At 63.6% G+C, this 25,134-nt stretch carries 27 protein-coding genes; 20 read left to right on the forward strand and 7 right to left on the reverse strand.

What is annotated here, in order from left to right; translation table 11 throughout:
- The first annotated feature begins 46 nt into the window (after positions 1-46).
- The 12 genes from OU426_RS12935 (at position 47) to OU426_RS12990 (ending at position 11,683) form a co-directional block, all read left to right on the forward strand.
- The gene (locus OU426_RS12935) at positions 47-484 is read left to right on the forward strand and encodes a tellurite resistance TerB family protein (RefSeq protein WP_267634443.1); all 438 of its coding nucleotides are present in this window, start codon (positions 47-49) and stop codon (positions 482-484) included.
- Positions 481-1,224, forward strand: a complete 744-nt coding sequence (locus OU426_RS12940) for a phosphate/phosphite/phosphonate ABC transporter substrate-binding protein (RefSeq protein ID WP_267634444.1) — start codon at positions 481-483, stop codon at positions 1,222-1,224. Before OU426_RS12935 ends, OU426_RS12940 begins: the two co-directional genes overlap by 4 nt.
- Before the next feature lie 120 nt (positions 1,225-1,344).
- A complete protein-coding gene (locus OU426_RS12945; RefSeq protein WP_267634445.1) occupies positions 1,345-2,121 on the forward strand; it encodes an ABC transporter ATP-binding protein in 777 nt (258 codons plus the stop codon).
- A complete protein-coding gene (locus OU426_RS12950) occupies positions 2,121-2,834 on the forward strand; it encodes a substrate-binding periplasmic protein (RefSeq protein WP_267634446.1) in 714 nt (237 codons plus the stop codon). Before OU426_RS12945 ends, OU426_RS12950 begins: the two co-directional genes overlap by 1 nt.
- A gap of 48 nt (positions 2,835-2,882) precedes the next feature.
- Positions 2,883-3,608, forward strand: coding sequence for a transporter substrate-binding domain-containing protein (locus OU426_RS12955; RefSeq protein ID WP_267634447.1), 726 nt, complete (start codon positions 2,883-2,885; stop codon positions 3,606-3,608).
- 65 nt (positions 3,609-3,673) lie between these two features.
- Positions 3,674-4,555, forward strand: coding sequence for an ABC transporter permease (locus OU426_RS12960; protein WP_267634448.1), 882 nt, complete (start codon positions 3,674-3,676; stop codon positions 4,553-4,555).
- Positions 4,552-5,391, forward strand: coding sequence for an ABC transporter permease (locus OU426_RS12965; RefSeq protein ID WP_267634449.1), 840 nt, complete (start codon positions 4,552-4,554; stop codon positions 5,389-5,391). Before OU426_RS12960 ends, OU426_RS12965 begins: the two co-directional genes overlap by 4 nt.
- A gap of 193 nt (positions 5,392-5,584) precedes the next feature.
- Complete coding sequence (locus OU426_RS12970; protein ID WP_267634539.1) at positions 5,585-6,919, forward strand: glutamine synthetase family protein; 1,335 nt, start codon at positions 5,585-5,587, stop codon at positions 6,917-6,919.
- Positions 6,920-7,031: 112 nt separating this feature from the next.
- Positions 7,032-7,715: a type 1 glutamine amidotransferase gene (locus tag OU426_RS12975; RefSeq protein WP_267634450.1), complete on the forward strand. Its 684-nt coding sequence runs from the start codon at positions 7,032-7,034 to the stop codon at positions 7,713-7,715.
- Between the two features lie 8 nt (positions 7,716-7,723).
- Positions 7,724-9,076, forward strand: coding sequence for a glutamine synthetase family protein (locus OU426_RS12980; protein ID WP_267634451.1), 1,353 nt, complete (start codon positions 7,724-7,726; stop codon positions 9,074-9,076).
- Positions 9,077-9,083: 7 nt separating this feature from the next.
- Positions 9,084-10,385, forward strand: a complete 1,302-nt coding sequence (locus OU426_RS12985) for an NAD(P)/FAD-dependent oxidoreductase (protein WP_267634452.1) — start codon at positions 9,084-9,086, stop codon at positions 10,383-10,385.
- An 83-nt stretch (positions 10,386-10,468) separates the two neighbouring features.
- Positions 10,469-11,683 carry a DegT/DnrJ/EryC1/StrS family aminotransferase gene (locus OU426_RS12990; RefSeq protein ID WP_267634453.1) on the forward strand — a complete coding sequence of 405 codons (1,215 nt, stop codon included), beginning with the start codon at positions 10,469-10,471 and terminating at the stop codon, positions 11,681-11,683.
- A gap of 132 nt (positions 11,684-11,815) precedes the next feature.
- Here the strand turns inward: OU426_RS12990 and OU426_RS12995 are convergent, their stop codons facing one another.
- From OU426_RS12995 to OU426_RS13010, 4 genes are all read right to left on the reverse strand, one after another.
- A complete protein-coding gene (locus tag OU426_RS12995) occupies positions 11,816-12,772 on the reverse strand; it encodes a LysR family transcriptional regulator (protein WP_267634454.1) in 957 nt (318 codons plus the stop codon).
- Positions 12,773-12,792: 20 nt separating this feature from the next.
- Positions 12,793-13,374: a polyhydroxyalkanoate synthesis repressor PhaR gene (gene phaR, locus OU426_RS13000; RefSeq protein WP_267634455.1), complete on the reverse strand. Its 582-nt coding sequence runs from the start codon at positions 13,372-13,374 to the stop codon at positions 12,793-12,795.
- Between the two features lie 135 nt (positions 13,375-13,509).
- On the reverse strand, positions 13,510-13,959 hold the full coding sequence (locus tag OU426_RS13005) for a phasin family protein (RefSeq protein ID WP_267634456.1): 450 nt from the start codon (positions 13,957-13,959) through the stop codon (positions 13,510-13,512).
- Positions 13,960-14,078: 119 nt separating this feature from the next.
- On the reverse strand, positions 14,079-15,872 hold the full coding sequence (locus OU426_RS13010) for a PHA/PHB synthase family protein (RefSeq protein WP_267634457.1): 1,794 nt from the start codon (positions 15,870-15,872) through the stop codon (positions 14,079-14,081).
- Between the two features lie 92 nt (positions 15,873-15,964).
- On the opposite strand from OU426_RS13010, the gene phaZ reads away from it, so the two are divergent.
- Complete coding sequence (gene phaZ / locus OU426_RS13015) at positions 15,965-17,233, forward strand: polyhydroxyalkanoate depolymerase (protein WP_267634458.1); 1,269 nt, start codon at positions 15,965-15,967, stop codon at positions 17,231-17,233.
- Here phaZ and OU426_RS13020 read toward each other — a convergent pair whose 3' ends face one another.
- Positions 17,234-18,214, reverse strand: coding sequence for an alpha/beta hydrolase (locus OU426_RS13020; RefSeq protein ID WP_267634459.1), 981 nt, complete (start codon positions 18,212-18,214; stop codon positions 17,234-17,236).
- Complete coding sequence (locus OU426_RS13025) at positions 18,207-18,968, reverse strand: alpha/beta hydrolase (protein ID WP_267634460.1); 762 nt, start codon at positions 18,966-18,968, stop codon at positions 18,207-18,209. Before OU426_RS13025 ends, OU426_RS13020 begins: the two co-directional genes overlap by 8 nt.
- A gap of 154 nt (positions 18,969-19,122) precedes the next feature.
- Here OU426_RS13025 and thrS point away from each other — a divergent pair, with 154 nt between their 5' ends.
- The 6 genes from thrS to OU426_RS13055 all read left to right on the forward strand — a co-directional run bounded on the left by thrS (position 19,123) and on the right by OU426_RS13055 (position 24,156).
- The gene (gene thrS, locus OU426_RS13030; RefSeq protein ID WP_267634461.1) at positions 19,123-21,078 is read left to right on the forward strand and encodes a threonine--tRNA ligase; all 1,956 of its coding nucleotides are present in this window, start codon (positions 19,123-19,125) and stop codon (positions 21,076-21,078) included.
- 200 nt (positions 21,079-21,278) lie between these two features.
- A complete protein-coding gene (locus tag OU426_RS13035; RefSeq protein ID WP_267634462.1) occupies positions 21,279-21,575 on the forward strand; it encodes a BufA1 family periplasmic bufferin-type metallophore in 297 nt (98 codons plus the stop codon).
- Between the two features lie 72 nt (positions 21,576-21,647).
- Positions 21,648-22,502 carry an MNIO family bufferin maturase gene (gene bufB, locus OU426_RS13040; RefSeq protein ID WP_267634463.1) on the forward strand — a complete coding sequence of 285 codons (855 nt, stop codon included), beginning with the start codon at positions 21,648-21,650 and terminating at the stop codon, positions 22,500-22,502.
- On the forward strand, positions 22,499-23,242 hold the full coding sequence (locus tag OU426_RS13045) for an HvfC/BufC N-terminal domain-containing protein (RefSeq protein WP_267634464.1): 744 nt from the start codon (positions 22,499-22,501) through the stop codon (positions 23,240-23,242). The genes bufB and OU426_RS13045 overlap by 4 nt, the downstream gene beginning before the upstream one ends.
- Positions 23,239-23,799 (forward strand): DoxX family protein, encoded by a 561-nt coding sequence (locus OU426_RS13050; RefSeq protein ID WP_267634465.1) that lies wholly within the window; start codon positions 23,239-23,241, stop codon positions 23,797-23,799. Before OU426_RS13045 ends, OU426_RS13050 begins: the two co-directional genes overlap by 4 nt.
- 150 nt (positions 23,800-23,949) lie before the next feature.
- The gene (locus OU426_RS13055; protein WP_267634466.1) at positions 23,950-24,156 is read left to right on the forward strand and encodes a cold-shock protein; all 207 of its coding nucleotides are present in this window, start codon (positions 23,950-23,952) and stop codon (positions 24,154-24,156) included.
- A gap of 58 nt (positions 24,157-24,214) precedes the next feature.
- On the opposite strand, the gene OU426_RS13060 is transcribed toward OU426_RS13055, so the two are convergent.
- Positions 24,215-24,541 carry an arsenate reductase family protein gene (locus OU426_RS13060; protein ID WP_267634467.1) on the reverse strand — a complete coding sequence of 109 codons (327 nt, stop codon included), beginning with the start codon at positions 24,539-24,541 and terminating at the stop codon, positions 24,215-24,217.
- A 225-nt stretch (positions 24,542-24,766) separates the two neighbouring features.
- Here OU426_RS13060 and OU426_RS13065 point away from each other — a divergent pair, with 225 nt between their 5' ends.
- Positions 24,767-25,078 (forward strand): ETC complex I subunit, encoded by a 312-nt coding sequence (locus tag OU426_RS13065; protein ID WP_267634468.1) that lies wholly within the window; start codon positions 24,767-24,769, stop codon positions 25,076-25,078.
- Positions 25,079-25,134 lie beyond the last annotated feature (56 nt).

The raw sequence follows: 25,134 nt of genomic DNA on the forward strand, positions 1-25,134 counted from the left end.
GCGTCGTGGGCTTCTCGCGGTTGGAAAGGACCGCTATAGCGGGTTCATGGTCAGCCGTTTCCTGAAGTCTCTTCTCGCGCCCGCTCCAACACCGGTCTCCGGCGACGATGCGGCTCTTGCGCTCGCGGCGCTTCTCGTCCGGGTGGCGCGGGCGGACGGCAGCTATGAATCGGCCGAGCGGGACCGGATCGACCGCATCCTCACCACGCACCATGCGCTCGGCCCGTTCGAAGCAGTCGATCTGCGGCAGCGCGCCGAAGCGCTTGAGGCGGAAGCGCCCGATACGGTCCGCTTCACCCGCGCCCTGAAAGAAGCCGTCCCCCATGAGGAACGGCTGCGTCTGATCGAGGCGCTCTGGTCGGTGGCCTTCGCCGACGACAGACGCGACGCGGAAGAAGACGCGCTGATCCGGCTGGTCGCGAACCTTCTCGGCATCACCGACCGTGACAGCGCGCTCGCCCGGCAGAAAGTGACAGCCCGATGATCGCAAGCCTGCCCATGTATGACTGGCCCGAGGTTCAACCGGCCAACGACCAGCTTTGGGCAAGTGTCCGCGACCGGCTGCGCGCGACCGGGCTGGCGGCCCCCGAAACCCTCAGCCGGGACCGGCGCGCGCATGACTGGACGGCGCCTGACCTGCTCCTGTCCCAGACCTGCGGCTTTCCCTACCGGACTGCGCTGCACGGCAAGGTCACGCTGGTTGGCACGCCCGATTACGGGCTCGAAGGCGCTCCGCCCGGTTACTATTATTCCGTTCTCGTTGTGCCTGCTGACCGCGGGGGAGACTGGCAGGACTTCATCGATGGAACGCTGGCGATCAATGGCTATGACAGCCAGTCGGGCTGGGCGGCACCGCAAAATCATGCGGCCGGGGTCGGGCGCCGGTTCGGACGCATTCTCGTCACCGGCGCCCATCGCGACAGCGCCACCGCCGTCGCCGACGGCGAGGCAGATATCGCTGCCATCGACGCCATGACCTGGCGTCTGGTCGAGGCGTACCGGCCCGACGTGGCCCGCAGGTTGAGGATCTGCGCGCGCACCACGCCTACGCCGGGCCTGCCGCTGATCACCGCGCTTCGCGATCATGCCGGCCTGCTGCGGACGGCCTTCGCCGAGACGATCGCCGCCCTGGCACCGGAAGACCGGAAATCGCTTCACCTGCAGGGTGTGGTGCAGATTCCGGCCTCGGCCTATCTCGCGGTCCCGACCCCGCCCGGAATGTAGCAGATTGGACGATTGTACCGTTCAATTCGCGCAACGTGGCGTCAAACCCGACATATTTCACGTTGCAAAGCGAACATGATTCCGCCCTATTCGAAGAAACGGGGAAGGGATTTCATAAAAGTGTCAACGGCAGAGACTCCGGTCATCCAGATCACTGACCTGCACAAAGCCTATGGTCAGCTCGAAGTCCTGAAGGGCGTATCCATCACCGCTCACAAGGGCGAGGTCATCTCTCTCATCGGTTCGTCCGGCTCGGGCAAGTCCACGCTTCTGCGCTGCTGCAATCTCCTGGAGGAAAGCCAGCAGGGCGAGATCCTCTTCGATGGTGAACCGATCCGCTGGAAGGGCGATGGGCATAACCGTCATCCCTCTGACCGCGCGCAGGTGATCCGGGTGCGCACCAACCTTTCGATGGTGTTCCAGCAGTTCAACCTCTGGGCCCATATGACGATCCTGCAGAATGTGATGGAGGCTCCCGTTACCGTTCTCGGCCGCGACAAGGCCGAGGTCGAGGCGTCAGCCCGCAAGTATCTGGAGAAGGTGGGTATCGGCGACAAGTGCGATGTCTACCCAGCTCAGCTGTCGGGTGGCCAGCAGCAGCGCGCCGCTATCGCCCGTGCCCTTTGCATGGAACCCAAGGCGCTGCTGTTCGATGAGCCGACCTCGGCGCTCGATCCCGAACTGGAACAGGAAGTGGTGAAAGTCATCAAGGCGCTGGCCGAGGAAGGCCGGACCATGCTCCTCGTCACCCACGACATGAAACTGGCCGCCGACGTCTCGGATCATGTCGTCTTCCTCCACAAGGGCCTGATCGAGGAAGAAGGCGCGCCGGATCAGCTGTTCGGCAATCCGCAGACCGAACGCCTGCGCGGCTTTCTGTCGGCCACCGCCGCCTGATGCCCTGTGCAGGCGTCATATCCGGTCTTCTGACCGCGGTGACGCTCGTTTCGTCAGGCACTGCCGGGCGACCGACGATCATCGGGACCGAGGCCGCCTTTCCGCCTTACGTCTTCCACGACGAGGCGGGCGGGCTTGCCGGCTTCGATGTCGAGGTCGGCAACGAGGTCTGCCGCCGTGCAGCGCTTGACTGCGAATGGCAGGTCGCCGATTTCGATCAGCTGATCCCCGGCGTGATGTCGGGACGGTTCGATCTGGCGATCTCCGGTATCGCGGTGACGCCTGCCCGGGCCGAAAGCGTCGACTTCACCATAGCCTATACCCATGCGGGCGGCAGCGATTACTTCGTCGGCCGCGCCGGTGCGCCTGCGCCAGAAGCCGCGCTGACCGGCGTTCAGGCCGGAACGATCCACGAAGCGCATCTGCGACAGGCGGGCCTGCGCTTCCGCGCCTACCGCAGCGAAAGCGCGCTTCTGGATGCGCTTTTGGCCGGCCAGGTCGATCTGGCCTATGGCCCCTTCGACCGGGACGATAAGGATGCCTTCTTCGAGGCAAATGGCATCGAAACGGTCCGGGAGGAGACGGTCGCCTCGGACGGCGTCGGGATGGTCGTCTGCAAGGGCAATGATCCCTTGCGTGCCCGCCTTGATGGCGCGATCACTGAAATGCAGGAGGATGGCACGCTCGACGCGCTGTCCGACCGATGGTTCTAGGGCGACAACCGCCCCTGATAAACGAAAAGTCCAACAGAGGAGTTTGATATGAAGAAACTGATCCTTTCCACGGCGATCGTCGCCCTGACGGCGGGCGTAAGCCTTGCGCAGGACGTTGTCCGCATGGGCACTGAAGGCGCCTATCCTCCCTCGAACTTCATCAACGACAAGGGGGAAGTCGACGGGTTCGAGCGGGAGCTGGGCGACGAGCTGTGCAAGCGCGCGGAACTCAAGTGCGAGTGGGTGGTGAACGAGTGGGATTCGATCATCCCGAACCTCGTCTCGGGTAACTACGACACGATCATCGCCGCCATGTCGATCACCGACGAGCGGAAGGAAGTCATCGATTTCTCCGAAGCCTATCAACCTGCGACCCCGTCGGTCTTTGTCGCGAAGTCGGCTGATGCCGATATCAAGGGCGGCGTGATCGCAGCGCAGACCTCGACCATCCAGTCGGGCTATGTCGCCGAACAAGGCATGACGCTTGCCGAATATGCCACTGGCGACGAAACCATCGCTGCGGTTCGCAATGGCGAGGCGGATGCGGTCTTCGCCGACGGCGAATATCTTGCACCGATCGTCGCGGAATCGAACGGCGAACTGATGGTCGTCGGCGAGCCGGTTCCGCTGGGCGGCGGCGTCGGCATCGGCATGCGCAAGAGCGACGCCGAGCTTCGCGCCAAGTTCGACGCGGCGATCACGTCGATGAAGGACGATGGTTCGCTCAACGCGATGATCGTCAAGTGGTTCGGCGAGAACGCCACCACCTGGTAATCTGAACCGGTCGGGGCGCGCACGCACGCCTGCTGCGCGCCCCGTCCCCCATCCGGGCCATTCCCATGTTTGACAGTTGCGCCGACCCCAAGACACTCGAAGGTCTGAGCTGGTTTCTCTGCTTCCTGACCTCGGGCAAGCAGCTTCTGTTCTACCGCTCGTTCTTCATCGTGCTGATCCTTCTGGCCGTCACGGCGCCGGTGGCGCTGGCTTTCGGCTTCGGCGGCGCCATGGCGGCGCGGTCGCGCATCGCGCCACTTTCGTGGTTCGGCAAGGGCTATTCGGCGATGACGCGGGGCGTGCCGGACATTGTCTTCTTCCTCTTCGTGCCGATCGCGATGGATCAGGCGCTGGAGATGATCCGTCACAAGATCAAATGCCCGGAATGGACCGACCCGATCTTTCGCGGCAGCGACTTTGTGGTTTGCCAGCAGGCGAAGTTTCCGCTCTCGACGAGCCCGCAGATCTATCACGACCTTTACGCCTTCACGCTGGCCGTCATTGCCTTCGCCGTCGTCTTCGGCGCCTTCGCCGCCAGCGTGATCTATGGCGCAATGCAGGCCGTGCCGCGCGCGCAGATGGAAACCGCCGAGGCTTACGGCATGACCGACAGGCAGGCTTTCTGGCGGATCATGGTGCCGCAGATGTGGACCTATGCGCTGCCAGGCCTTTCGAATCTCTGGATGATCCTCATCAAGGCGACGCCGCTTCTCTTCATCCTCGGCATCCAGGATGTGGTCTACTGGGCGCGCGAGAACGGCGGCTACAAGACCGAACATTTCGACTATCCGCACCCTGACTGGCGGGTCTATTACTTCCTCGTCCTCCTCGTCTTCTACCTTCTGATGACCAAAGGGTCCGAGGTGATCATCGGCCGGCTGACCCGCAACCTCAGCCACGGGCAGGCGACGCTTGCCGGTGAACGGATGCGGAGGGCCGGACGATGAGCTGCTATCAGACCCTTCTCGACTATGGCTTGCGCTCGATCGGCATCGGCGAACGGCTCCTGCCCAAATCCGACTTCACGCTCTGCGAACATTTCGTGCTGATCGGCTCGGGCTTCGTCTGGAACTTCTATTTCGGCATCTTTGCGCTGATGTTCGGCTTCTTTCTTGCCAATGCCGTCGCGGTCGCCAAGGCCAGTCACAACCCCTGGGTCCGCAAGCCCGCCGAATGGTTCATCTTCATCTTCCGTGGCTCGCCGCTCTTCATCCAGTTCTTCCTGGCGTATGAAAGCTTCGTCCTTCTGCCGCGCGTGGGCTTCGACCTGCCCTTGGGCTTCACCACGATCACAGTCGAGACCTCTTGGCTGACCAAGGCCTGGCTCGGCGCGCTGATCGTCCTCACGCTCAACACCGCCGCCTATGCGGGCGAGATCTTCTATGGCGCGCTGAATTCGATCCCCAAGGGCGATATCGAGGCGGCGGATGCCTATGGCATGTCGGGCTGGCCGCGCTTCCGCCGCGTGATGTGGCCGACGATCATGCGCCTCGCCTGGCCCGGCTATACGAACGAGGCGATCTTCCTCTTCCAGGCCACCACGCTCGTCTTCTTCTCGGGCTTCCCGGCCTTTCGCCAGCAGGGCGACGCGCTCTACTACGCCTCCTACTTTTCGGCCAAGACCTTCAATCCTTTCATGGCCTATCCGGTGATCGCCTTCTACTTCATCCTGATCACTCTGGCGCTGACCTGGATCTTCGGTCTGGTGAACAAGCGGCTGAACCGCCACCTGCCCCAGAATCTGAAAGCAAGAATCCGCTTGCGTCCACAGCTGATCCGGTAGTATCTGTTATTTGATCAAATTCACCGGGCACCCGCCCGGACTGCGAGAGCGGCGTCTGGCACCTGACTTCCGGGACGGATGGGATTGGTCATAACGGGAGAAAGGACCAAGGGCATGGTCCCCATCCCCGCTTCCGGACCGCCGTGGTCCGGTGGGCGGCGCGGATGGAACCGGGCCCTGGCTGCGACAGATGATGAAAGACTGGCTGAGAAAGCACCCGCAGGTGCGCACGATCCGTGTAGCTGCAGCGGATCTGAACGGGCAGGCGCGCGGCAAGCGCATCCCCGCCCGCTTTGCGGAAAAGGTGGCGACGGACGGGACAAGGTTCCCGATGTCGGTGCTGAACCTCGATATTTGGGGTGAGGATATCGAGGACAGCCCGCTCTTGTTTGAAAGCGGCGATGCCGACGGCATCCTGAAGCCGACCGAACGCGGCTATATGCCGATGCCTTGGCTTGAGGCGCCGACCGCGCTTCTGCCGATCTGGATGTACCGCGAGGATGGCCGCCCCTACGAGGGCGACCCCCGCCATGCCCTGCGCGCCGTCGTTGACCGCTACAAGGCGCGCGGTCTGACGCCCGTCTGCGCGATGGAACTGGAATTCTTCCTGATCGACGACAGCGGCAAGACCCTGCAGGTCCCGCCCTCGCCGCGATCGGGCAAGCGCCGCAAGGCAGCCGAGATCCTGTCGATCCGCGCACTCGACGCCTTCGACACTTTCTTCACCGACCTCTACGACGCCTGCGAGGCGATGGATATCCCGGCCGACACGGCCATCTCGGAATCAGGCCTCGGTCAGTTCGAGATCAACCTGATGCACCAGGACGACGCACTGCGCGCCGCCGACGATGCCTGGTTCTTCAAGATGCTGGTGAAGGGCCTCGCCCGCCGCCATGGCTTTGCCGCCAGCTTCATGGCCAAGCCCTATCCGGAATATTCCGGCAACGGGCTCCATACCCATTTCTCTGTGATCGACGCGAACGGCAACAATGTCTTCTCGAACGGCGGGCCGGAAGGCTCCGACATGCTGAAGAACGCTGTCGCCGGCTGCCTCTGGGCGATGAACGATTCCGCGCTTCTCTTCGCACCCCATGCGAACAGCTACGAACGGCTTGTGCCCGAGGCGCATGCCCCGAACGCGGTCTGCTGGGCCTATGAGAACCGCACCTCGGCCATCCGCATCCCCTCGGGCAGTGCCGCCGCCCGGCGGATCGAGCACCGCACGGCAGGCGGAGACGTGAACCCCTATCTCATGCTCGCCGCCATCCTCGGCGCCGCGCTGATCGGCATCGAAGAAAAGATGGAACCGCCGCCGCCGATCACCGGCAACGCCTATGCGCTCGACCTGCCCTTGATCCCCGACACTTGGGAAGAGGCGATCAATGTCTTCGAGAAGAGCGAGAAGATGGCGCGCATCTTCTCGAAGGAACTCGTGCAGAACCTGGTCATGACCAAGCGTCAGGAACTGCACTACATGGCCGAACTGTCGCCGACCGAGCAGACCGAGATTTACCTCGATACGGTGTGAGGCCTGCGCGGGGCGAACGGCACGTCCGCCCCGCCGCCACGGCCCGCATCGCCTTGCCAGAGCGTCGGCGCGGGTTTACCTAGAGAAGAGACCCTGAAACCAAGAGATTTTCATGCTGATCGGCATTCTGCAGACCGGACAGGCGCCCGACACGTTGCGCGACGAGATGGGCGACTATCCGGATTTCTTCCGCGAACTTCTGGCCAACCGCGGCCTGCAGTTCCGCAGCTATCATGTCGAGGGAATGCAGTTCCCCGTCTCGGTCCATGATTGCGACGGCTGGCTGATCACCGGCTCGCGCCATGGCGCCTACGAGGATCACCCCTTCATCAAGCCGCTTGAGGATTTCATCCGCAAGTCGATCGCCGAGAAGGTGCCGATGGTCGGCATCTGCTTCGGCCATCAGATCATCGCCCAGGCAATGGGCGGCAAGGTCGAACGTTTCGATGCCGGCTGGGCCGTCGGGCCAACCGACTATGATTTCGACGGCCAGACGATCAAGCTCAATGCCTGGCATCGCGACCAGGTGACCGAGGTTCCCGACGGCGCCACGGTCTGCGCCTCGAACGAATTTTGTGAAAACGCGGCGCTTGTCTACGGCGACCTCGCTTTCACGGTCCAGGCCCATCCCGAATTCAAGGATGAATTCGTTGACGGGCTGCTTCGGACCCGCGCGCCGGGACTTGTGCCCCCCGACGTGATGGCGGCGGCCGCCGCGAAACTTGGGCATGACAACGACGCTGCCGCGGTTGCGGACCGGATCGCGGACTTCTTCAAGCAAAACCGCAACAAATAGTGTGATTCATGTCCGACTGGACCCAGAAACTGCCGCAAGCAGCCCGCGATTATATTGGCGGGCGCCGTGTCGACGAGGTGGAATGCATCGTCTCCGACATTGCCGGCGTAGCGCGAGGCAAGGCGATGCCTGCCTCGAAATTCGCCAAGCAGAAATCCTTCTTCCTGCCCAACTCGATCTTTCTGCAGACGATCACCGGGGAATGGGCCGACAATCCCTTGGGCGACTTCACCGAGCCGGACATGGTTCTGGTGCCCGACTATTCGACCGCGACCGCGGCGCCTTGGGCGAACGATCCGACCTTGCAGGTCATCCATGACGTGATCGACGACGAGGGTAACATGGTGCCCACCGCTCCGCGCAACGTCCTGAAGCGCGTCGTGCAGCTGTTCGAAGCCGAAGGCCTGACCCCGGTCGTCGCACCGGAAATGGAATTCTTCCTCGTCGCCCGCAACATCGACCCCAACCTGCCCGTCATCCCGCCGATGGGCCGCTCCGGCCGCCGTGCCGCCGCCAAACAGGCCTATTCGCTGTCGGCCGTCGATGAATACGGCCAGGTCATCGATGACATCTACGATTTCGCCGAACATCAGGGCTTCGAGATCGACGGCATCCTGCAGGAAGGCGGCTCGGGCCAGATCGAGATCAACCTCGCCCACGGCGATCCGGTCAAGCTCGCCGACGAGATCTTCTTCTTCAAACGCCTGATCCGCGAGGCGGCGCTGCGCCACGACTGCTATGCCACCTTCATGGCCAAGCCCATCGAAGGGGAACCGGGCAGCGCCATGCACATCCACCATTCGGTGGTGTCGAAGGAGACGGGCAAGAACATCTTCTCCGACGGCAAGAAGGAAACCCAGGCCTTCCACCATTTCATCGGCGGCCTGCAGAAATACCTGCCCGCCGCGATTGCGCTGCTCGCGCCCTACGTCAACAGCTACCGCCGTTACGTCCCGGGCTTCGCTGCGCCGATCAACGTCGAGTGGGGCCGCGACAACCGCACCACCGGCCTGCGTGTCCCGGTCTCGACCCCCTCCGCCCGGCGCGTCGAAAACCGCCTCGCCGGCATGGACTGCAACCCCTATATCGGCATCGCCGCCTCGCTGGCCTGCGGCTATCTGGGGCTGAAGGAAAAGATCGAACCGCGCCCCGAGCGCAATATCGAGTTCAACGATTTCGACGATGATATCCCGTTGACGCTCGGTCAGGCGCTCGACCTTCTGGCCGAGGCACAGCCGTTGCGTGACGTGATGAGCGAGGATTTCTGCCTCGTCTACGAAAGCGTGAAGCGCAACGAATACAAGGAATTCCTGGAAGTCATCAGCCCGTGGGAGCGGGAGCATCTGCTCCTCAACGTCTGAGGCGCCCATGGATCTTCTCTTCGCGAACGACAAGGCGGGGACCTACCCCGCCTCCTACTACGCTGCCACCCGCGCCGACCTCGCGCCCTTCCCCGCACCCGCGGGCGACCTGCGCGCCGACGTCTGCGTGGTCGGCGGCGGTTATACCGGCCTCTCCGCCGCACTCCACCTCGCCCAGCGCGGGCTTGATGTGGTCCTGCTCGAAGCCCACCGCGTCGGCTTCGGCGCCTCTGGCCGCAACGGCGGCCAGGTCGGCACCGGCCAGCGCCAGGATCAGGACTGGCTCGAGAAAACCGTGGGCAAGGGTCACGCCCGCCAGCTCTGGGACCTGTCGCTGGAATCGGTCGACATGGTGCGGACGCTCATCCGCGACCATGCCATGCCCTGCACCTTCCACGAGGGCATCGTCCACGCCTGCTTCAGCCAGGGCGAGGTCGATCACGCACGGCATTATGCCGAAAAGATGGCCCGCGACTATGGCTACGACCGGATCACGCCCCTCGACAATGACGCGCTGCAGGCGATCCTGCCCGCGCCCGTCTACAAGGGCGGCGACATCGACCGCGGGGCGGGCCATGTCCATCCTTTGAACTATGCCGTAGGCCTCGCCCGCGCCTGCGCAAAGGCAGGCGTGCGGCTTCACGAAAATTCCGTCGTCCAGCGCATCGACCATGGTGCGAAACCCGTCGTCCATACCGCCAACGCGCGCATCACCTGCGACAATGTGGTCCTCGCCTGCAACGGCTATCTCGGCGGGCTTGACCCCTACGTCGCCGCCCGCGTCATGCCGATCAACAATTTCATCGTCGCGACCGAACCCCTGGGCGACCGCGCGGCCGAGGTCCTGCGCGAGAATGTCGCCGTCGCCGACACCAAGTTCGTCGTGAACTACTGGCGGCTCTCCGACGACAACCGCCTTCTCTTCGGCGGCGGCGAAAGCTACGGCTACCGTTTCCCCGACATCGTCAAGACCGTGCGCAAACCGATGCTTGAAGTTTACCCGGGCCTCAAGGACATCAGGATCGACTATGCCTGGGGTGGCACGCTCGCCATCACCATGAACCGCATGCCCTGCTTTGCGCGCGTGAAACCGAACGTCCTCTCCGCCTCGGGCTATTCCGGCCACGGCGTCGCGATGGCCACGCTCGCGGGCCGGCTTCTGGCCGAGGCCATCGCAGGTCAGGCCGAACGGTTCGATGTGATGGCGCGGGTCCCGATCCACCGCTTCCCCGGCGGCCCGGCCATGCGCTCGCCGCTCCTCGTCCTTGCGATGACCTGGTACGCGCTGCGCGACCGATTGGGGATTTAAGCCGATCCGTCACAATTCCTTTGGACGGTCTTGTTAACTTCAGTTACAGGAAAGCTGAAGAAGACCTTCAGAAAAGGTGACGCATGGCGCCCGACAGCCTGACCAGAACGGCAGCCCCGAACGTCTATGACGCCGAACCCATCCCCGAGGCCGCGCGGGCCGAGATCGAACGGCTCCTGACCTCGGGCGATCTCTTCCGCTACACCGCGCCCGAAGGCGCGCCGGTCGCCCTTCTGGAACAGGAATTCGCGGCGCTCCTGGGGTCGCGCTATGCGCTCGCCGTCTCCTCCTGCTCTGCCGCCCTCTTCCTTTCCCTGAAGGCGCTCGACCTGCCGAAGGGCGCCCGCGTCCTCATCCCCGCCTTCACCTTCGCCGCCGTGCCCTCGGCTGTGGTCCACGCCGACTGCATCCCGGTTCTGGCCGAGGTCGGCCCGAATTTCCGCGTCGACATGGCCGATTTCGCAGCGCGCCTCGATGACAACATCGCCTGCGTCCTCATCAGCCACATGCGCGGCCATACCTCCGACATGGACCGGATCATGGAACTCTGCGACGCGCGGAACATTCCCGTCATCGAAGACGCCGCCCATTCGCTCGGGACAAAATGGCATGGCCGGAACATCGGCACGATCGGCAAGATCGGCTGCTTCTCCTTCCAGTCCTACAAGCTTGTGAACGCAGGCGAAGGCGGGATCCTGATCACCGACGACCCCGAGATCGCGGCAAAATGCGTGATCATGTCGGGCGCCTATGAACAGAACTGGAAGAAACATCCCGGCCTCCAGAACAGCTACATGCACTGGCAAAACCGCCTACCGCTCTACAACATGCGCATGCAGAACCTATCGGCCGCCGTCATCCGTCCGCAGCTTCCGCTCGTCTGGGACCGGGTGAACGCCGGCCGCACGAACCACGATCATGTCGCTGAACGCCTGAACACCTCGGCATGGTTCGACGTACCCCCGCCGCTTGCGCCCGAAGACCGCGCCCCCGACAGCCTGCAATTCAACCTCGTGGGCCACTGGACAGACGCCGAGGCCCGCGCCTTCCAGGATGCGGCCAAGAAGCGCGGCATCGCGGTGCAGATTTTCGGCCTCTCCGAGGACAATGCCCGCGCCTTCTGGAACTGGCAGTTCCTCGGCGAGATACCCGACATGCCGCAAACCCGCGCGATGCTGATGCGCGCCTGCGACCTCAGGCTTCCCGCCCGACTGAAGCGGCATGAGCTCGACTTTATCGCCGACGCACTTCTTGCGGCTGTCGGTCAGGTCAAGACCGCCCGCCCGGATGCCGCCTGAACGGGCTCTTCGTCGCGCTTCGACCGCTTATCGCGAAGGGGCGAGGGGCCAGCCCCTCGCGCTCCCCGGGATATTTTCGAACGAAAGAGCAGCGTAGGGCGATGAGCGGGCGTAGCCCGACGAAGAGCCCCTTCAGGCAGGAATCACCCTCAAACCCTGCGCCATCCAGGGATGCTCGGCGAGGACCGGGGCCACGATCATCTCCTGCAGCAGCAGGCGCAGTCGCGCCGCGATCTCGGCGGGCATTGTGCCCAACACGTCCCGCCGCGCCGTCAGCGCGATGCGGCGCGTGAGCGGCGGCATGGGCAGCGGTTTCAGCTCAATGCTTTCGCGGAACCGCGCCGCATGCAGGACGGCGAGCGGGGTGAGGATCGTCCAGCCTGTCCCGGCCGCAACCATCGCGAGGATGGAATTGTAACTGTCGAGCTCAAACCGGTGTGTGGGCCGGGCGGGCTGGCCTGCCAGCGCGTCAGCGATGAGCCGCCCCATGAAATGACGCGCGCTGTAGAGAATGAGGGGCAGCGCCGGATCAAAGGGCTCCCGCGCTTTTTCCTTTGGCATCACGGCGACGAATGGTTCCTCCAGAAGCCGGTGCACCTCGTGCCGCTCGGTCGCCAGTCCCAGATCGGCCGCGACGATCAGATCGAGCGTCCTCGCCTCCAGACCCTCCTGCAGCCGATGGCTCGGACCGGTTTCCAGCACGAACTGGCATCCCGGCCACTCCTGCCCGAGGTCGGACAAAAGCCGTGGCGTCAGTTCCGCCTCGAAATCCTCGATAAAGCCCAGCCGAAAGCTTGAGAGGCCCGAAAGGCCCGAAAGCCCGATCGCCGCCCGCGCCGCCGCCAGTTCATTGACGATCGCCTGTGCGTGTCGCCGGAAAGTCTCGCCCGCCGGCGTCAGCCTGAGGGGCCTTTGCGTCCGGTCGAACAAAGTGGCCCCCAGCGCGGCCTCTAGCGCCGACACCTGCTGGCTGATCCCCGAGGGCGAGGCGCCAAGCCGCCGCGCGGCGCCCTGCACCGTGCCCTCCCCGGCTGCGGCCAGGAAAGCCTCGATCGCCCAAAGCGTGACGCGGCCCGGATGGTCGGTCATCTGCCCCCGGGCCCCCGGTTCTAGAGTTTCGACAGTTTCGCCTGCAGATCGGCAAGCTGCTTCTTGATCGCGGCCAGATCGTCGTCGGCCGCGGGCGCCGCCTTGGCCTTGGCCTTCGGCGCTTCCTCCTCATCTGCCTCGGGCGCCGGGCCGGAAGACCCGGCGAATCCTCCCATGATCGACTTCAGGAAGGCCTGCTGCTGGCGTTGCAGCGCGTCGAACCCCGGCATCGAGGCCATGGGATTGGGCAGGTGCGACCATTGTTCCATCAGCTTCGACTGGCCGTCCCGCAGCATCTCGAACGATGCCGCCAGGAACTGCGGCACCACGCTTTGCGCGCTGGTCGTGTAGCTGCGCACGAGATCGGTCAGCACATCGACCGGCAGCACATTCTCGCCCCGGCTCTCATGTTCGGCGATGATCTGCAAAAGATACTGCCGCGTCAGGTCGTCGCCCGTCTTCAGGTCAACGATCTGCACCTCGCGGCCGTCGCGGATGAAGGCGGCGATATCCTCAAGCGTCACATAGTCGCTCGTCTCGGTATTGTAGAGCCGCCGGCTGGCATAACGCTTGATCAGAAGCGGCTTCTTGTCGTCCGCCATCACATCCTCCCCAGGACTTCTTTTGGCACTGCGGCAAGATAAGCTGCACTTGCAAAAAAAGACAACAAAAAGAAAGGGCGGCTCCGCAAGGGAACCGCCCCGATCAACCTGTCCTCAGGGAGGCAAGAACAGGGATTACTTCGCAGCCGCAGCCGCTTTCTTGGCGACGTTGGTCACTTCGGCAGTGGCTTTCTGCACTGCAGCAGCCGCATCTTCCGAAGCGGTCTTGCCAGCGGCGAGCATCAGCTCGACCGTGTCCATCTGCACTTTCTTCGCGATTTCGGCGAAGGCAGCGAGGTTTTCGGCCGCGAGTTCAGCCGAGGCCGAAGCGAAATCGCTCACGGCTTTGGTGTAGTCGGCCGGCTCTTCCTTGACCTTGGCAAGAACGCCAACCTTGGCGATCGTCTCTTTCGCCCATTTGGACGAGATTTCGTTCGACTTCTCGGCGGCTTCGAGAGCAACTTTGGTCAGCTTCTCGCCAAACGCGGCCGAGGTCTTGAACGCGCCCTGGGCAGCGGTCGCGTCGAACGGGAAAGCCTGCATCATGTCCTGCATGACTTTGGTGAAGTCTTGGGTCTTAGCCATTTCATATCTCCTGATCAGCGGGCCACGCCCGTTTCGCATCTGCAGCCTATATACATGCCGCAGTGCAGCATTTCAAGAGGAATTGCTGCACTGCAGAAAAATTCTATCCGCAGGTTGTATCAGGCGTTTGGCACTTCCGTGACATAAGTGCCCGGCGCGTCGGTCAGGAGCGGGTGCTCGGCATCGCCGGGCGCGCGGGCGGCAGTCTTCTTGCCCGATCGTTCGTCAAGCCAGTCGCCCCAAGTTGGCCACCAGCTGCCCCGGTGCTTTTCGGCCCCGGCCTTCCAGTCGCCCGCCGCTTCCATAGGCCCGTCGCTGGTGTAGTGGCCGTACTTGTCTTTGCCGGGTGGGCTGATGATTCCGGCGATATGGCCGCTTTCTGCGAGGATGAAGGTCTTGTCCTTCGCCCCCATCTGCCGGACGCCCGCGAAAGAGGATTTCCACGGCGCGATATGGTCGGTCTCGCAGGCAATGGCGCAGAGCGGCACCTTGACGTCTTTCAGCGAAACTTTCTCGCCGCAGATCGTGAACGTTCCCTTGGCGAGCCCGTCCGACTGGCAGAGGCCGCGCAGATATTCGATGGCCATGCGGGCGGGCAGGTTGGTGCCGTCGCCATTCCAGAACAGAAGATCGAAGGCAGGCGGCGCCTCGCCCAGCATATAACTTTTGATCGCGGGGCCATAGATCAGGTCGTTCGCCCTGAGGAAGGAAAAGGTCCGCGACATGAAATATTTGTCGAGGAAACCCGCCCGCTGGCATTCCGCCTCGATCCCGTCGACGAAGTCATTGTCGAGGAAGACGCCGACCTCGCCCGGATCGGAGAAATCGGTGAGCGTTGTGAAGAAGGTCGCCGAATTCACCGACTTGTCACCCCGCTTCTTCAATAGCGCGAGCGTCAGCGACAGGGTGGTGCCCGCGATACAGTAGCCGACGGCATTGACCCTTTCCTCGCCGGTGATGGCCTTGGCCTCGCGGATTGCCGCAAGAAATCCGTCCTCGACATAGTCGTCCATACCCACATCGGCATAGGTCGCGTCTGGGTTCTTCCAGCTGACGACAAATAGCGTGAAGCCCTGATCCACGATCCATTTGATCAGCGAATTCTGCGGCTTAAGGTCCATGATGTAGAATTTGTTGATCCAGGGCGGGAAGATCACGATCGGGATTTCCCTGACCTTCTCGGTCGTCGGCTCATACTGGATCAGTTCGATCAGCCGGTTGCGGTAGACGACCTTGCCCGGCGTCGTGGCGATATTGCCGCCGACCTGAAACGCCTCGCGGTCCGCAAGCGTGACGACCAGATCGCCATGGTTCGCCTCGATATCGCGCACCAGGTTTTCCAGACCCTGCACCAGGCTCTCGCCCTCCGTCGCCACCGCCTTTTCCAGCGCATCGGGATTGGTCGCAAGGAAATTGGTCGGCGCCATCAGATCGAGGATCTGTTTCGAGAAATAGTCGACCCGTGCCCGGTCGCGCGCATCCAGCCCCTCAAGATTGCCGATCGCCTGCTGCATGGCTTCGGCATTGCGCAGATATTGCTGCTTGATGAAGTTGAAGTAGGGGTGGGTCTTCCACAGCGGGTTGGCAAAGCGCCGGTCGTTCGGCGTCGGATCGTCGGGCGCTTTCATCTCGCCCTCTGCCAGCGCCTTCTGCGCCTCGACATAATGCTGCAGGGCCTGTCCCCAATAGCTGACCTGCTGCTCCATCACCTTCGTGGGATTTTGCAGCGCCTCGGCCCACCAGGCGCCCGCTGCCTTCGCGTAAAGCTCGAACCCCGGCGCCTCCAGCGCCGGATTGGGCGCGCGCTTTTGTGCAATTGCAGCAATCAGCCGCTGTGACAAAGCTTCGATCCGCGCCACATTCGCGTTCAATTTCTCAAGATCTGGTGGAGAGTTCGCAACTTTTGTTGTCATGGTAACAAATCCCCCCTACTCTCCTGCACTGCAGCATAACGCTGCCCGGGCTTTGGGGGAAGCTTGGATTAGCGAAGGGCAAAGGGTGTGTGATGAAGGACATGGCGACCTACGACTGGATGGAAAGCGTCCGCAACACCAATGAATGGCTGGGCGCCTCGGCCCGCGCCATGGCCTCCTATCCGGTCTGGGGTCTGGTGCCGCATCCGATGTTCAAGGTCATGTCCGCCTGGGGCCGAATCACCGAACGCAGTTTCGCCCGCATGGTCATCAAGCCCGACTGGGGCATCCGCACAGTGGTTGGCGAGGATGGTCGCGACCATATCGTCGAGGTCGACACGCTTGTTACCCGGCCGTTCGGTGATCTCATTCATTTCCGCGCCGTCGGTCGCCCCGTCCGCGCCCGCCGCATCCTTCTGGTCGCGCCCATGTCCGGCCATTACTCGACGCTCCTGCGCTCGACCGTCGCTTCGCTTCTGCCCGACTGCGAGGTTTATGTGACCGACTGGAAGAACGCCCGCGACATTCCGGTCAGCGAGGGCAAGTTCGATATCGAGGATTACACGCTCTACCTCGTCGATTTCATGCGCCACCTCGGACCTGACATCAACGTCGTCGCCGTCTGCCAGCCCGCGCCGCTGACGCTGGCCGCAACCGCCTATCTGGCTGAGGAAGACCCGAGCGCCCAGCCCCGCACGCTGACGCTGATCGGCGGCCCGATCGACCCCGACGCGGCCCCGACCGAAGTCACCGACTTCGGTCGCCGCCTGACCATGGGCCAGCTTGAGCATCTCGCGATCCAGCAGGTCGGCTTCAAATATGCGGGCGCCGGCCGCAAGGTTTATCCGGGCCTTCTGCAACTGGCTTCCTTCATCTCGATGAACCTTCCGACTCATACCAAGGCCTTCCAGGACCAGATCGTCCGCGCCGCGCGCGGCGAGGCGGGTGAGCGTGACAAGCACAACCGCTTCTATGACGAATATCTCTCGGTCATGGACATGACGGCGGAATTCTACCTCTCGACTGTCGAGCGCATCTTCAAACGGCGCGAGATCGCGACCAATGCCTTCACCGTCGCGGGGAAACCGGTCGACATCGGCAAGATCACCCAGGTCGCCGTCAAGGTGGTCGAGGGCGAGAAGGACGATATCTCCGCCCCCGGCCAGTGCCTCGCGGCACTCGACCTCCTGACCGGCCTGCCGGATGAGAAAAAGGCCAGCCACCTCGAACCCGAGGCCGGGCATTACGGCATCTTCGCGGGCAAGAGCTGGCGGACGAACATCCGCCCGCTGGTCCTCGATTTCATCGACCGCAATTCCGGCGCGCCCAAGGCCCGCCGCGGCCGCATCCGCGCCGTCTGATCAGAGGCCCCGCACCCAGCCCGTGATCGCCTCGGCCACGGGCTCGGTCATCGACGGGCTGAGGACTTCGCCCGCGATCACATGGGAATAGGGATCATCCCCCGCGCCCACCACCTGCGGCGACAAGGTCACCTTGCCCCCCCAGCGCGCCGCGACCGCCTTCGTCGCGTCCGGCGACACCACCTGATCAGCCTCGGCGAAGAGAAAGAGCGCGGGCACGGTGGCACCTGCATAATCTGCCGCCCCCGCATGTTCGGCCAGCGCCGCCATCGGCAGAAGCGCGACCGTCGGATAGCAGGTCGTCCAGAACTGTGCGTGCCGCTCATTCACCGGCTCGAAACACCGCTCGCGGCCCGCGATGACCGGTGCCCACCAGCGTGCGCCGGGCCAGGTCAGGATCACCGAGGCCTGTGCCTGAATACCGAAGTTCGGCGATACGAATGCGATCCCCGCCATATCCCGCATCATCGCGGGCTGCAAAGCCGCCTCCGCCGCCAGCGTCCCGCCGGTCGAGGTCGCGATCACCACCACACGCCCGCCGATCCGTCGCCCGATCGCCAGAGCCTCGGCGGTATCATTAATCCAGTCCTGCACTTTCGGCCCAGCGAACCGCTCGGACCCGAGTCCGTGCCCAGCAAGCCGCGCATAATAGAGATTGGCGCCCAGCGCCTTGGCGACCAGATCGGGCACGGGGCGTATCTCTTCCGCCGTCGCCGAGAAGCCATGCAGATAGACGACCGCCAGATCGGTCTTCGCTCCGGCGGCGCCCGCCCAGACGATCCGCTTCTCCGCCCCGGGCAGGATGCCACCGACTTCGGCCTCCTGTGCGGCCAGATAGGTGTCGAGATCGGCAGGCAGGGCTGCCTCATCGAACCTTGGCGTCAGGTTCAGCGTTTCGCGCGGCCCGAACGTCAACAAGACCGCGAGAAAAAAGGCCAGCGCCCCGAAAAGGATCGCCGTGACCGCCGCAAACCTACGCATCTACGCGCTCCACCCGCTGAATGACCTTCTCCACCGACCGCTCGATCAGCCGCAGACAGTCAGGCGTGGAAGAGCGGTGGTCGGCCCCCTTGACCAGCGTCAGCCTTATGTCCGGCCCACTCACATGGTCCATCAGCCTAAGCGCCACCGCCATCGGCACATCCATATCCGCCGTCCCCTGTAGGAACCTGACCGGCATGGGCAGATCAAGCGGTGTCCTGAGCACCAGCCGCGACCGCCCGTCCTCGATCAGCCGCCGGGTGATAACATAGCCCTCCGCCGCATAATCCGACGGCACGACAACACGGCCCTCCGCCATCAACTGCCGCCGCTGGGCTTCGGAAAACTCGGCCCAGGTCAGATCCTCGGTGAAATCCGGCGCCGCAGCCACCGTCACCAGACCCGCCACCTTCTCAGGGCACTCGCGCGCCAGCAGAAGTGCGATCCAGCCGCCCATGGACGAACCGACCAGAACCTGCGGCCCCTCGGTCAGCTTCATCAGCGCCGCGCGCGCATCCTCGAACCAGTCGCCGATAGAGCCGTCGGTGAACGCCCCCGACGAGGATCCGTGCCCCGAATAGTCGAACCGCAGATAGGCCCGACCCCGGCGCCTCGCCCAGTCTTCCAGCGCAACCGCCTTCGTCCCTTCCTTGTCCGAGACAAAGCCACCCAGAAACACGACCCCGGGGCCTGCGCCTTCGGTCCGGTCATAGGCAAGCCGCCGTCCGTCCGCCGTGTCCAGATAGTCGCTCATCCCGATCCTCCTCTTCACTGTGGTACAAATATCCCCGGGGGTCCGGGGGTGAAACCCCCGGCGATTGACAAGGGCGCCCAAACCCGTGAAAGAAGCCCCGATATACCCGCAACCGGGCGCACCCGTAGGCGCCAAACCGACGAGGAGAAGGGCCGTGAGCCAGATTTCCCTGACATTCCCCGATGGCAACAAGCGCGATTTCGCGGCTGGCGTGACGCCTGCAGAAGTCGCTGCCTCCATCGCGCCGTCGCTCGGCAAGGCCGCGATCTCGGCCAGCGTGGACGGCAGGCATTTCGACCTGCAATGGCCAATCCACCAGGACGCCGCCATCGCCATCCATACGATGAAGGATGACGCGCAGGCCTTGGAACTCATCCGCCACGATCTCGCCCATGTGATGGCCCGCGCTGTCCAGCAACTCTGGCCCGACGTCAAGGTCACGATCGGCCCGGTGGTCGAAAATGGCTGGTATTACGATTTCGACCGGGAAGAGGCCTTCACGCCGGAGGACCTCGGCGCGATCGAAAAGGAGATGAAGGCGATCATCAACGCCCGCGACCCGGTCCGGACCGAAGTCTGGTCCCGCGCAGACGCGATTGCCCACTACAAGTCGAAGAATGAGCCATTCAAGGTCGAGCTGGTCGAGGCGATTCCCGACGATGGCCAGCCCATCCGCATGTACTGGCATGGGCCTTGGCAGGACCTGTGCAGGGGTCCGCATCTGCAGCACACGGGTCAGCTTCCCGCCGACGCCTTCAAATTGATGTCGGTCGCGGGCGCCTACTGGCGCGGCGATCACCGCAACAAGCAGCTTCAGCGCATCTACGGTGTCGCCTTCAAGAACCGTGACGACCTGAAGGCCTATCTCACGATGCTCGAGGAAGCGGCCAAGCGCGACCACCGCAAACTGGGCCGCGAGATGGAACTGTTCCATCTGCAGGAAGAAGCGCCCGGCATGGTTTTCTGGCACCCGAACGGCTGGACGATCTATCGCACGCTGATGGATTACATGGGCCGCCGCCTGCGCCGGGCCGACTATCGCGAGATCAAGACCCCGCAGGTCGTCGACCGCGTCCTGTGGGAAAAGTCGGGTCATTGGGAGGCCTACCGCGAGAACATGTTCATCGTCGAGGTGGATGAGGAAGGCGCGAAGGAAAAGCGTATCAACGCGCTGAAACCGATGAACTGCCCCTGCCATGTGCAGGTCTACAATCAGGGCCTCAAATCCTACCGCGATCTGCCCTTACGCCTTGCGGAATTCGGCTCCTGCCACCGCTACGAATCCTCCGGCTCCATGCACGGCCTGATGCGTGTGCGCGGCTTCACTCAGGACGATGCCCACATCTTTTGCACCGAGGATCAGATCGAGGCCGAATGCGCGGGCTTCATCGCCCTTCTCTCGTCAGTCTACCGCGATCTGGGCTTCGAGAAGTTCGACATCAAGCTCTCGACCCGGCCCGAGGTCCGCATCGGGTCTGACGAGACCTGGGACAAGGTCGAGGGCGCGCTGACTGGCGCCATCGAAAAACTTGGTCTGCCCTATGAGATCAATCCCGGCGATGGCGCCTTCTATGGCCCGAAGCTTGATTTCAAGCTGACCGACGCGATTGGCCGCGAATGGCAGTGCGGCACCTTCCAGGTCGATCCGAACCTGCCCGACCGGCTTGGTGCGGAATATGTCGGCGAGGATGGTGCCAAACACCGGCCCTACATGCTGCACCGCGCGATCCTCGGCTCGTTTGAACGCTTCATCGGTATCCTGATCGAAAACTACGCGGGCAAGCTGCCGTTCTGGCTCGCACCGCGGCAGGTCGTCGTCGCCTCGATCGTCTCGGACGCCGACGCCTATGTGCATGAAGTGGTGAATGCGCTGAAAGCCAAAGGCATCCGCGCCGAGGCTGACACAAGGAACGAGAAGATCAACTACAAGGTCCGCGAACATTCGGTCGGCAAGGTGCCTGTAATATTGGCCATCGGCATGAAAGAGGTCGAGGAGCGGACTGTTTCAATCCGCCGCCTCGGTGAGAACCAGACTGAAACGCTTGCCCTTGATCAGGCTGTGGCCGCCCTGACCGACGACGCACTGCCGCCGGATCTGAAATCGGCCTAACAAACTGATTAAAAACAATAAAAGTCGCGCAAGCTTGGAAAAGCGGCGCGCCTTTTCCTTTGTGCGCTCTCCTCTTTCGCGATAAACTTCGCTCACGCACGCGTGTCCCACGGGTTCGTGAGTGGAACGGGGCGCCCGGGTCGATCTAGGGTTTCCACGTCGACCAAACGACAGTGAAACGCTCACACAAGGGAATGACTATGTCCAACACGATCAAGACGCTCGCCGTTGCCGGTTCGCTTGCCGCCGCTCTCTCGGCTCATTTCACCACCGCCGCCTCGGCCGACGAAGCCAAGGAAAAGTGCTTCGGCGTCGCGCTCGCCGGCCAGAATGACTGCGCCGCCGGCGCTGGCACCACCTGCGCGGGCACCTCGAAAGTCGACTATCAGGGCAATTCCTGGAAGCTCGTCCCCGCTGGCACCTGCGCCACGATGGAACTGCCCGACGGCCGCATGGGCTCGCTCGAGGCGTTGGACCGCGACCTGCCGCAGGGCTGATCCCGGCCTCGCAGGCTTCCCCGGCCGCCGCCGGGGAAGCCGCCCCTTCGCGCCAGACGGAGTTTTCGAAAGATGCTTGACGCCAGCCACCGTTCGCACCTGCCCGCCCGCCCCGGCATCGGCTACAAGCCCCAGCATTTTTCCGAAATTCTGTCCGATGCCGGTGCCGTGCGCTGGCTCGAGGTTCATGCCGAGAATTACATGGGCGACGGCGGTCGACCGCTCGCACAGCTGCGCCATCTGGCCGAGCGCTTCCCGATGTCGGTCCATGGTGTTGGTCTGTCGATCGGCGGCGAGGGGCGGATTGACCGCGACCACCTCGCCCGGCTGAAGCATCTCTGCGGCTGGCTGGAACCGGCGAGCTTTTCGGAACATCTCGCCTGGTCCACCCATGACATGGACTTTCTGAACGACCTGCTGCCGCTGCCCTATACCGAAGAAACGCTGGCCCGCGTCGCTTCCCATATCGACGAGGTGCAGGATGTCGTGGGCCGCCAGATGCTTCTGGAAAATCCCTCCGTCTATGTCTCTTTCACCGAGACCAACATGGGCGAGATCGAGTTCCTGACCGAAGTCGCGCGCCGCACCGGCTGCAGCCTTCTTCTCGATGTGAACAACGTCCATGTGAGCTGCACCAACCGCAAGACCGACGCCTACGATTACATCGCACGTTTCCCGCACGATCTGGTCGGCGAGATCCACCTTGGCGGCCATGACGAGGATCAGGACGAAAGTGGCGCGCCGCTCTTGATCGACAGCCACGGACGCGAGGTGGTGGATCCGGTCTGGCAGCTCTACGCCGAAACCATTCGTACCGGCGGGCCGAAGCCCACGCTGATCGAATGGGACAATGACGTGCCCGACTGGCCGGTTCTGGCCGAAGAGGCCGCGCGGGCAGAGGCGATCCTCGACCGGGTCCTCGCATGAGCCAGTCCGCTTTCCGCGCCGCGATCCTCGACCCGCACCTGCCGGTTCCGCCCGGCATCACCGACCCCGAGGGCCGGGTGGATGCGCGCCGTTTCGGCGTTTATCGCAACAATGTCACCGTCGGCCTGACCGAGGCGCTGAGGCAATCCTTCCCGGTGATCCTGAAACTGGTGGGCGAGGAATTCTTCGCGCCGATGGCGCGCGAACATCTGCGCGCCCATCCGCCGACCTCGCCGGTCATGATGTTCTATGGCGAGGCGATGCCCGCCTTTCTGGAAAGCTTTCCGCCCGTCGCCCATCTGGGTTATCTGCCCGATGTGGCGCGGCTGGAACTGGCGCTGCGCCGCGCCTACCACGCCGCCGACGCAGCACCTGTGGCGCCTGAGGCCCTGCAATCGCTGCCGCCCGAACGACTGATGGCGTCGCGCCTGACCGTCGCTCCAGCGGCCCGCCTTCTGCGCTCGCGCTGGCCGGTCCATGCGATCTGGTCGGCGAACATGCGCGGCACACCCGCACCCGCGAGGGCCGAAGCGCAGGATGTTCTGATCGTCCGCCCGGAGTACGACCCCGAACCCATGCTCCTGCCGACCGGTGCCGGGGATTTCATCGCCGCCCTTCTCGCGGGCGAAAGCTTCGGTGCCGCATTGGAACGCGCGGGCACATTCGACCTGACCGCCACTTTCGGCATCCTTCTGTCTGGCGGCGCCATAACCGCTATCACCGAACAAGAGGCCCCATGAACGCCCTCCTCTCCCTCCACGACCGCGCCGCACGTACCGCGACGCGGCTCGCACCCGAGGCGCTGCCACTCATCGCCCGCTTCAGCTTTGCGGCAGTACTTCTGGTCTATTTCTGGAACTCCGCCCGCACTAAACTGGGCGAAGGGCCCTTCGGCTTCCTTTCGCCGTCCGACGGCGCCTACATCCAGATATTCCCCAAGGCGGTCGAGGCTGTGGGCTACGACGTGTCGCAGCTGACCGTCTTCCATTGGGCAGTCGTCACGGCGGGCACGCTGGCCGAGCTGATCCTGCCGGCGCTCCTCCTCCTTGGCCTCTTCACGCGCCTGGCCAGCCTCGGGATGATCGGCTTCATCCTCGTGCAAAGCCTGACCGACATCTGGGGCCATGGCGTGGGCGGCGATGATCTCGGCCGCTGGTTCGATGCCGCCTCGGGCGCGCTCATACTCGATCAGCGGCTGATGTGGGTCACGGTCCTTCTCATCCTTGCCTTCCACGGTGCCGGGCGCTTTTCGCTTGACAGTCTCCTGGCCGGGCGCCGGATTCCGCAAATTCCTTGATTTTTTCAAGGAATCGGCGATCATCACCTTCGCGTGACCGCAGACTTTCCTACCGCCTCCCTCTTACTGGGGCAGCCGGAAGATCCGAAAGACCTGGCTGCACGGCCCCTGGCAATCGCGCGAGGGGAGACCAAAGAGGGAGACTACGGGATGGCCACCGGCACCGTAAAATGGTTCAACACGACGAAGGGCTATGGCTTCATCGCCCCCGACGACGGCGGGAAGGACGTGTTCGTCCATATCTCGGCGGTCGAGCGGGCGGGGCTGAAGAGCCTCAACGACAATCAGAAGATCGCCTATGAACTGCAGGCGGGCCGCGACGGCCGCTCCTCGGCAAGCGATCTGAAACTTCTCTGATCCCCGGATCAGATACCATGTCAGCGGCCCCTTCGGGGGCCGCTTTGTTGTTGACGGGTCACCCCAGAAGTGCAGCCTGAACCTCTTCGTCCCAACCCAGGTGCCACTGCTCGCCATCGCGGATCACGGGCCGCTTCATCACCGTCGGCTGCGACGCAATCTGCGCCTCGGGCTCCGACAGTTTCAGGAAATCCGAAAAGCCGCGGTAGGTCGTTGACTGCTTGTTGATCACGCGGTCACCGAACTCGCGCACGATCACGGCGATCTCCGCCTCAGACAGCGGCGCCGCGCGCACGTCGCGGAACGTTACCTCCCGGCCTGCCGCCTCAAGCGCCCTCATTGCTTTTTTGCAGCTGTCGCAGGTCGGGATGCCGAAAAGGATCATTGTAACTCTCGCCTGGTTTTCTGGCACAGATTTAACAATCTTGGGCGCCGCGCGGAAGGGCCGAAGCTATGATCCGCGCTCGACTGAAACCGCTGTACATATTGCCCCACGGCGCGTCGCAGCGCCCGCAGCCTGCACATAGGCATCGGGTTATCGAATACCCTTACGCGGGCTTGCGCCGACGCGCGAGTTTTTCGATAAGAGGGGCGACAAAAGGGGATTCCCATGCGCGCACGTATCTATCAGCCGGCCAAAACCGCGATGCAATCCGGCACGGCCAAGACCCATTCCTGGGTTCTGGAATTCGCCCCAGGTGCGGCGCGCGAGGTCGATCCTCTGATGGGCTGGACCGGGTCGGGCGATACCCAGGCGCAGGTGCGGCTCAGGTTCGAAAGCCGCGAGGCGGCCGAGGCCTATGCCCAGGCGAACGGGATCGACTATGACGTGACCCTGCCGCAGGCGCGCAAACCCAATGTCCGGCCGCGGGGCTATGGCGAGAATTTCGCCACCGACCGCCGGAGCGCCTGGACCCATTGATCCCTTCCCTTTAGGCCCGCCACCACTGGCGGGCCTTGATCTATGAAAGGCCATTC

The sequence above is a fragment of the Frigidibacter sp. RF13 genome, from assembly GCF_026626305.1.
GTDB lineage: Bacteria > Pseudomonadota > Alphaproteobacteria > Rhodobacterales > Rhodobacteraceae > TMP-24.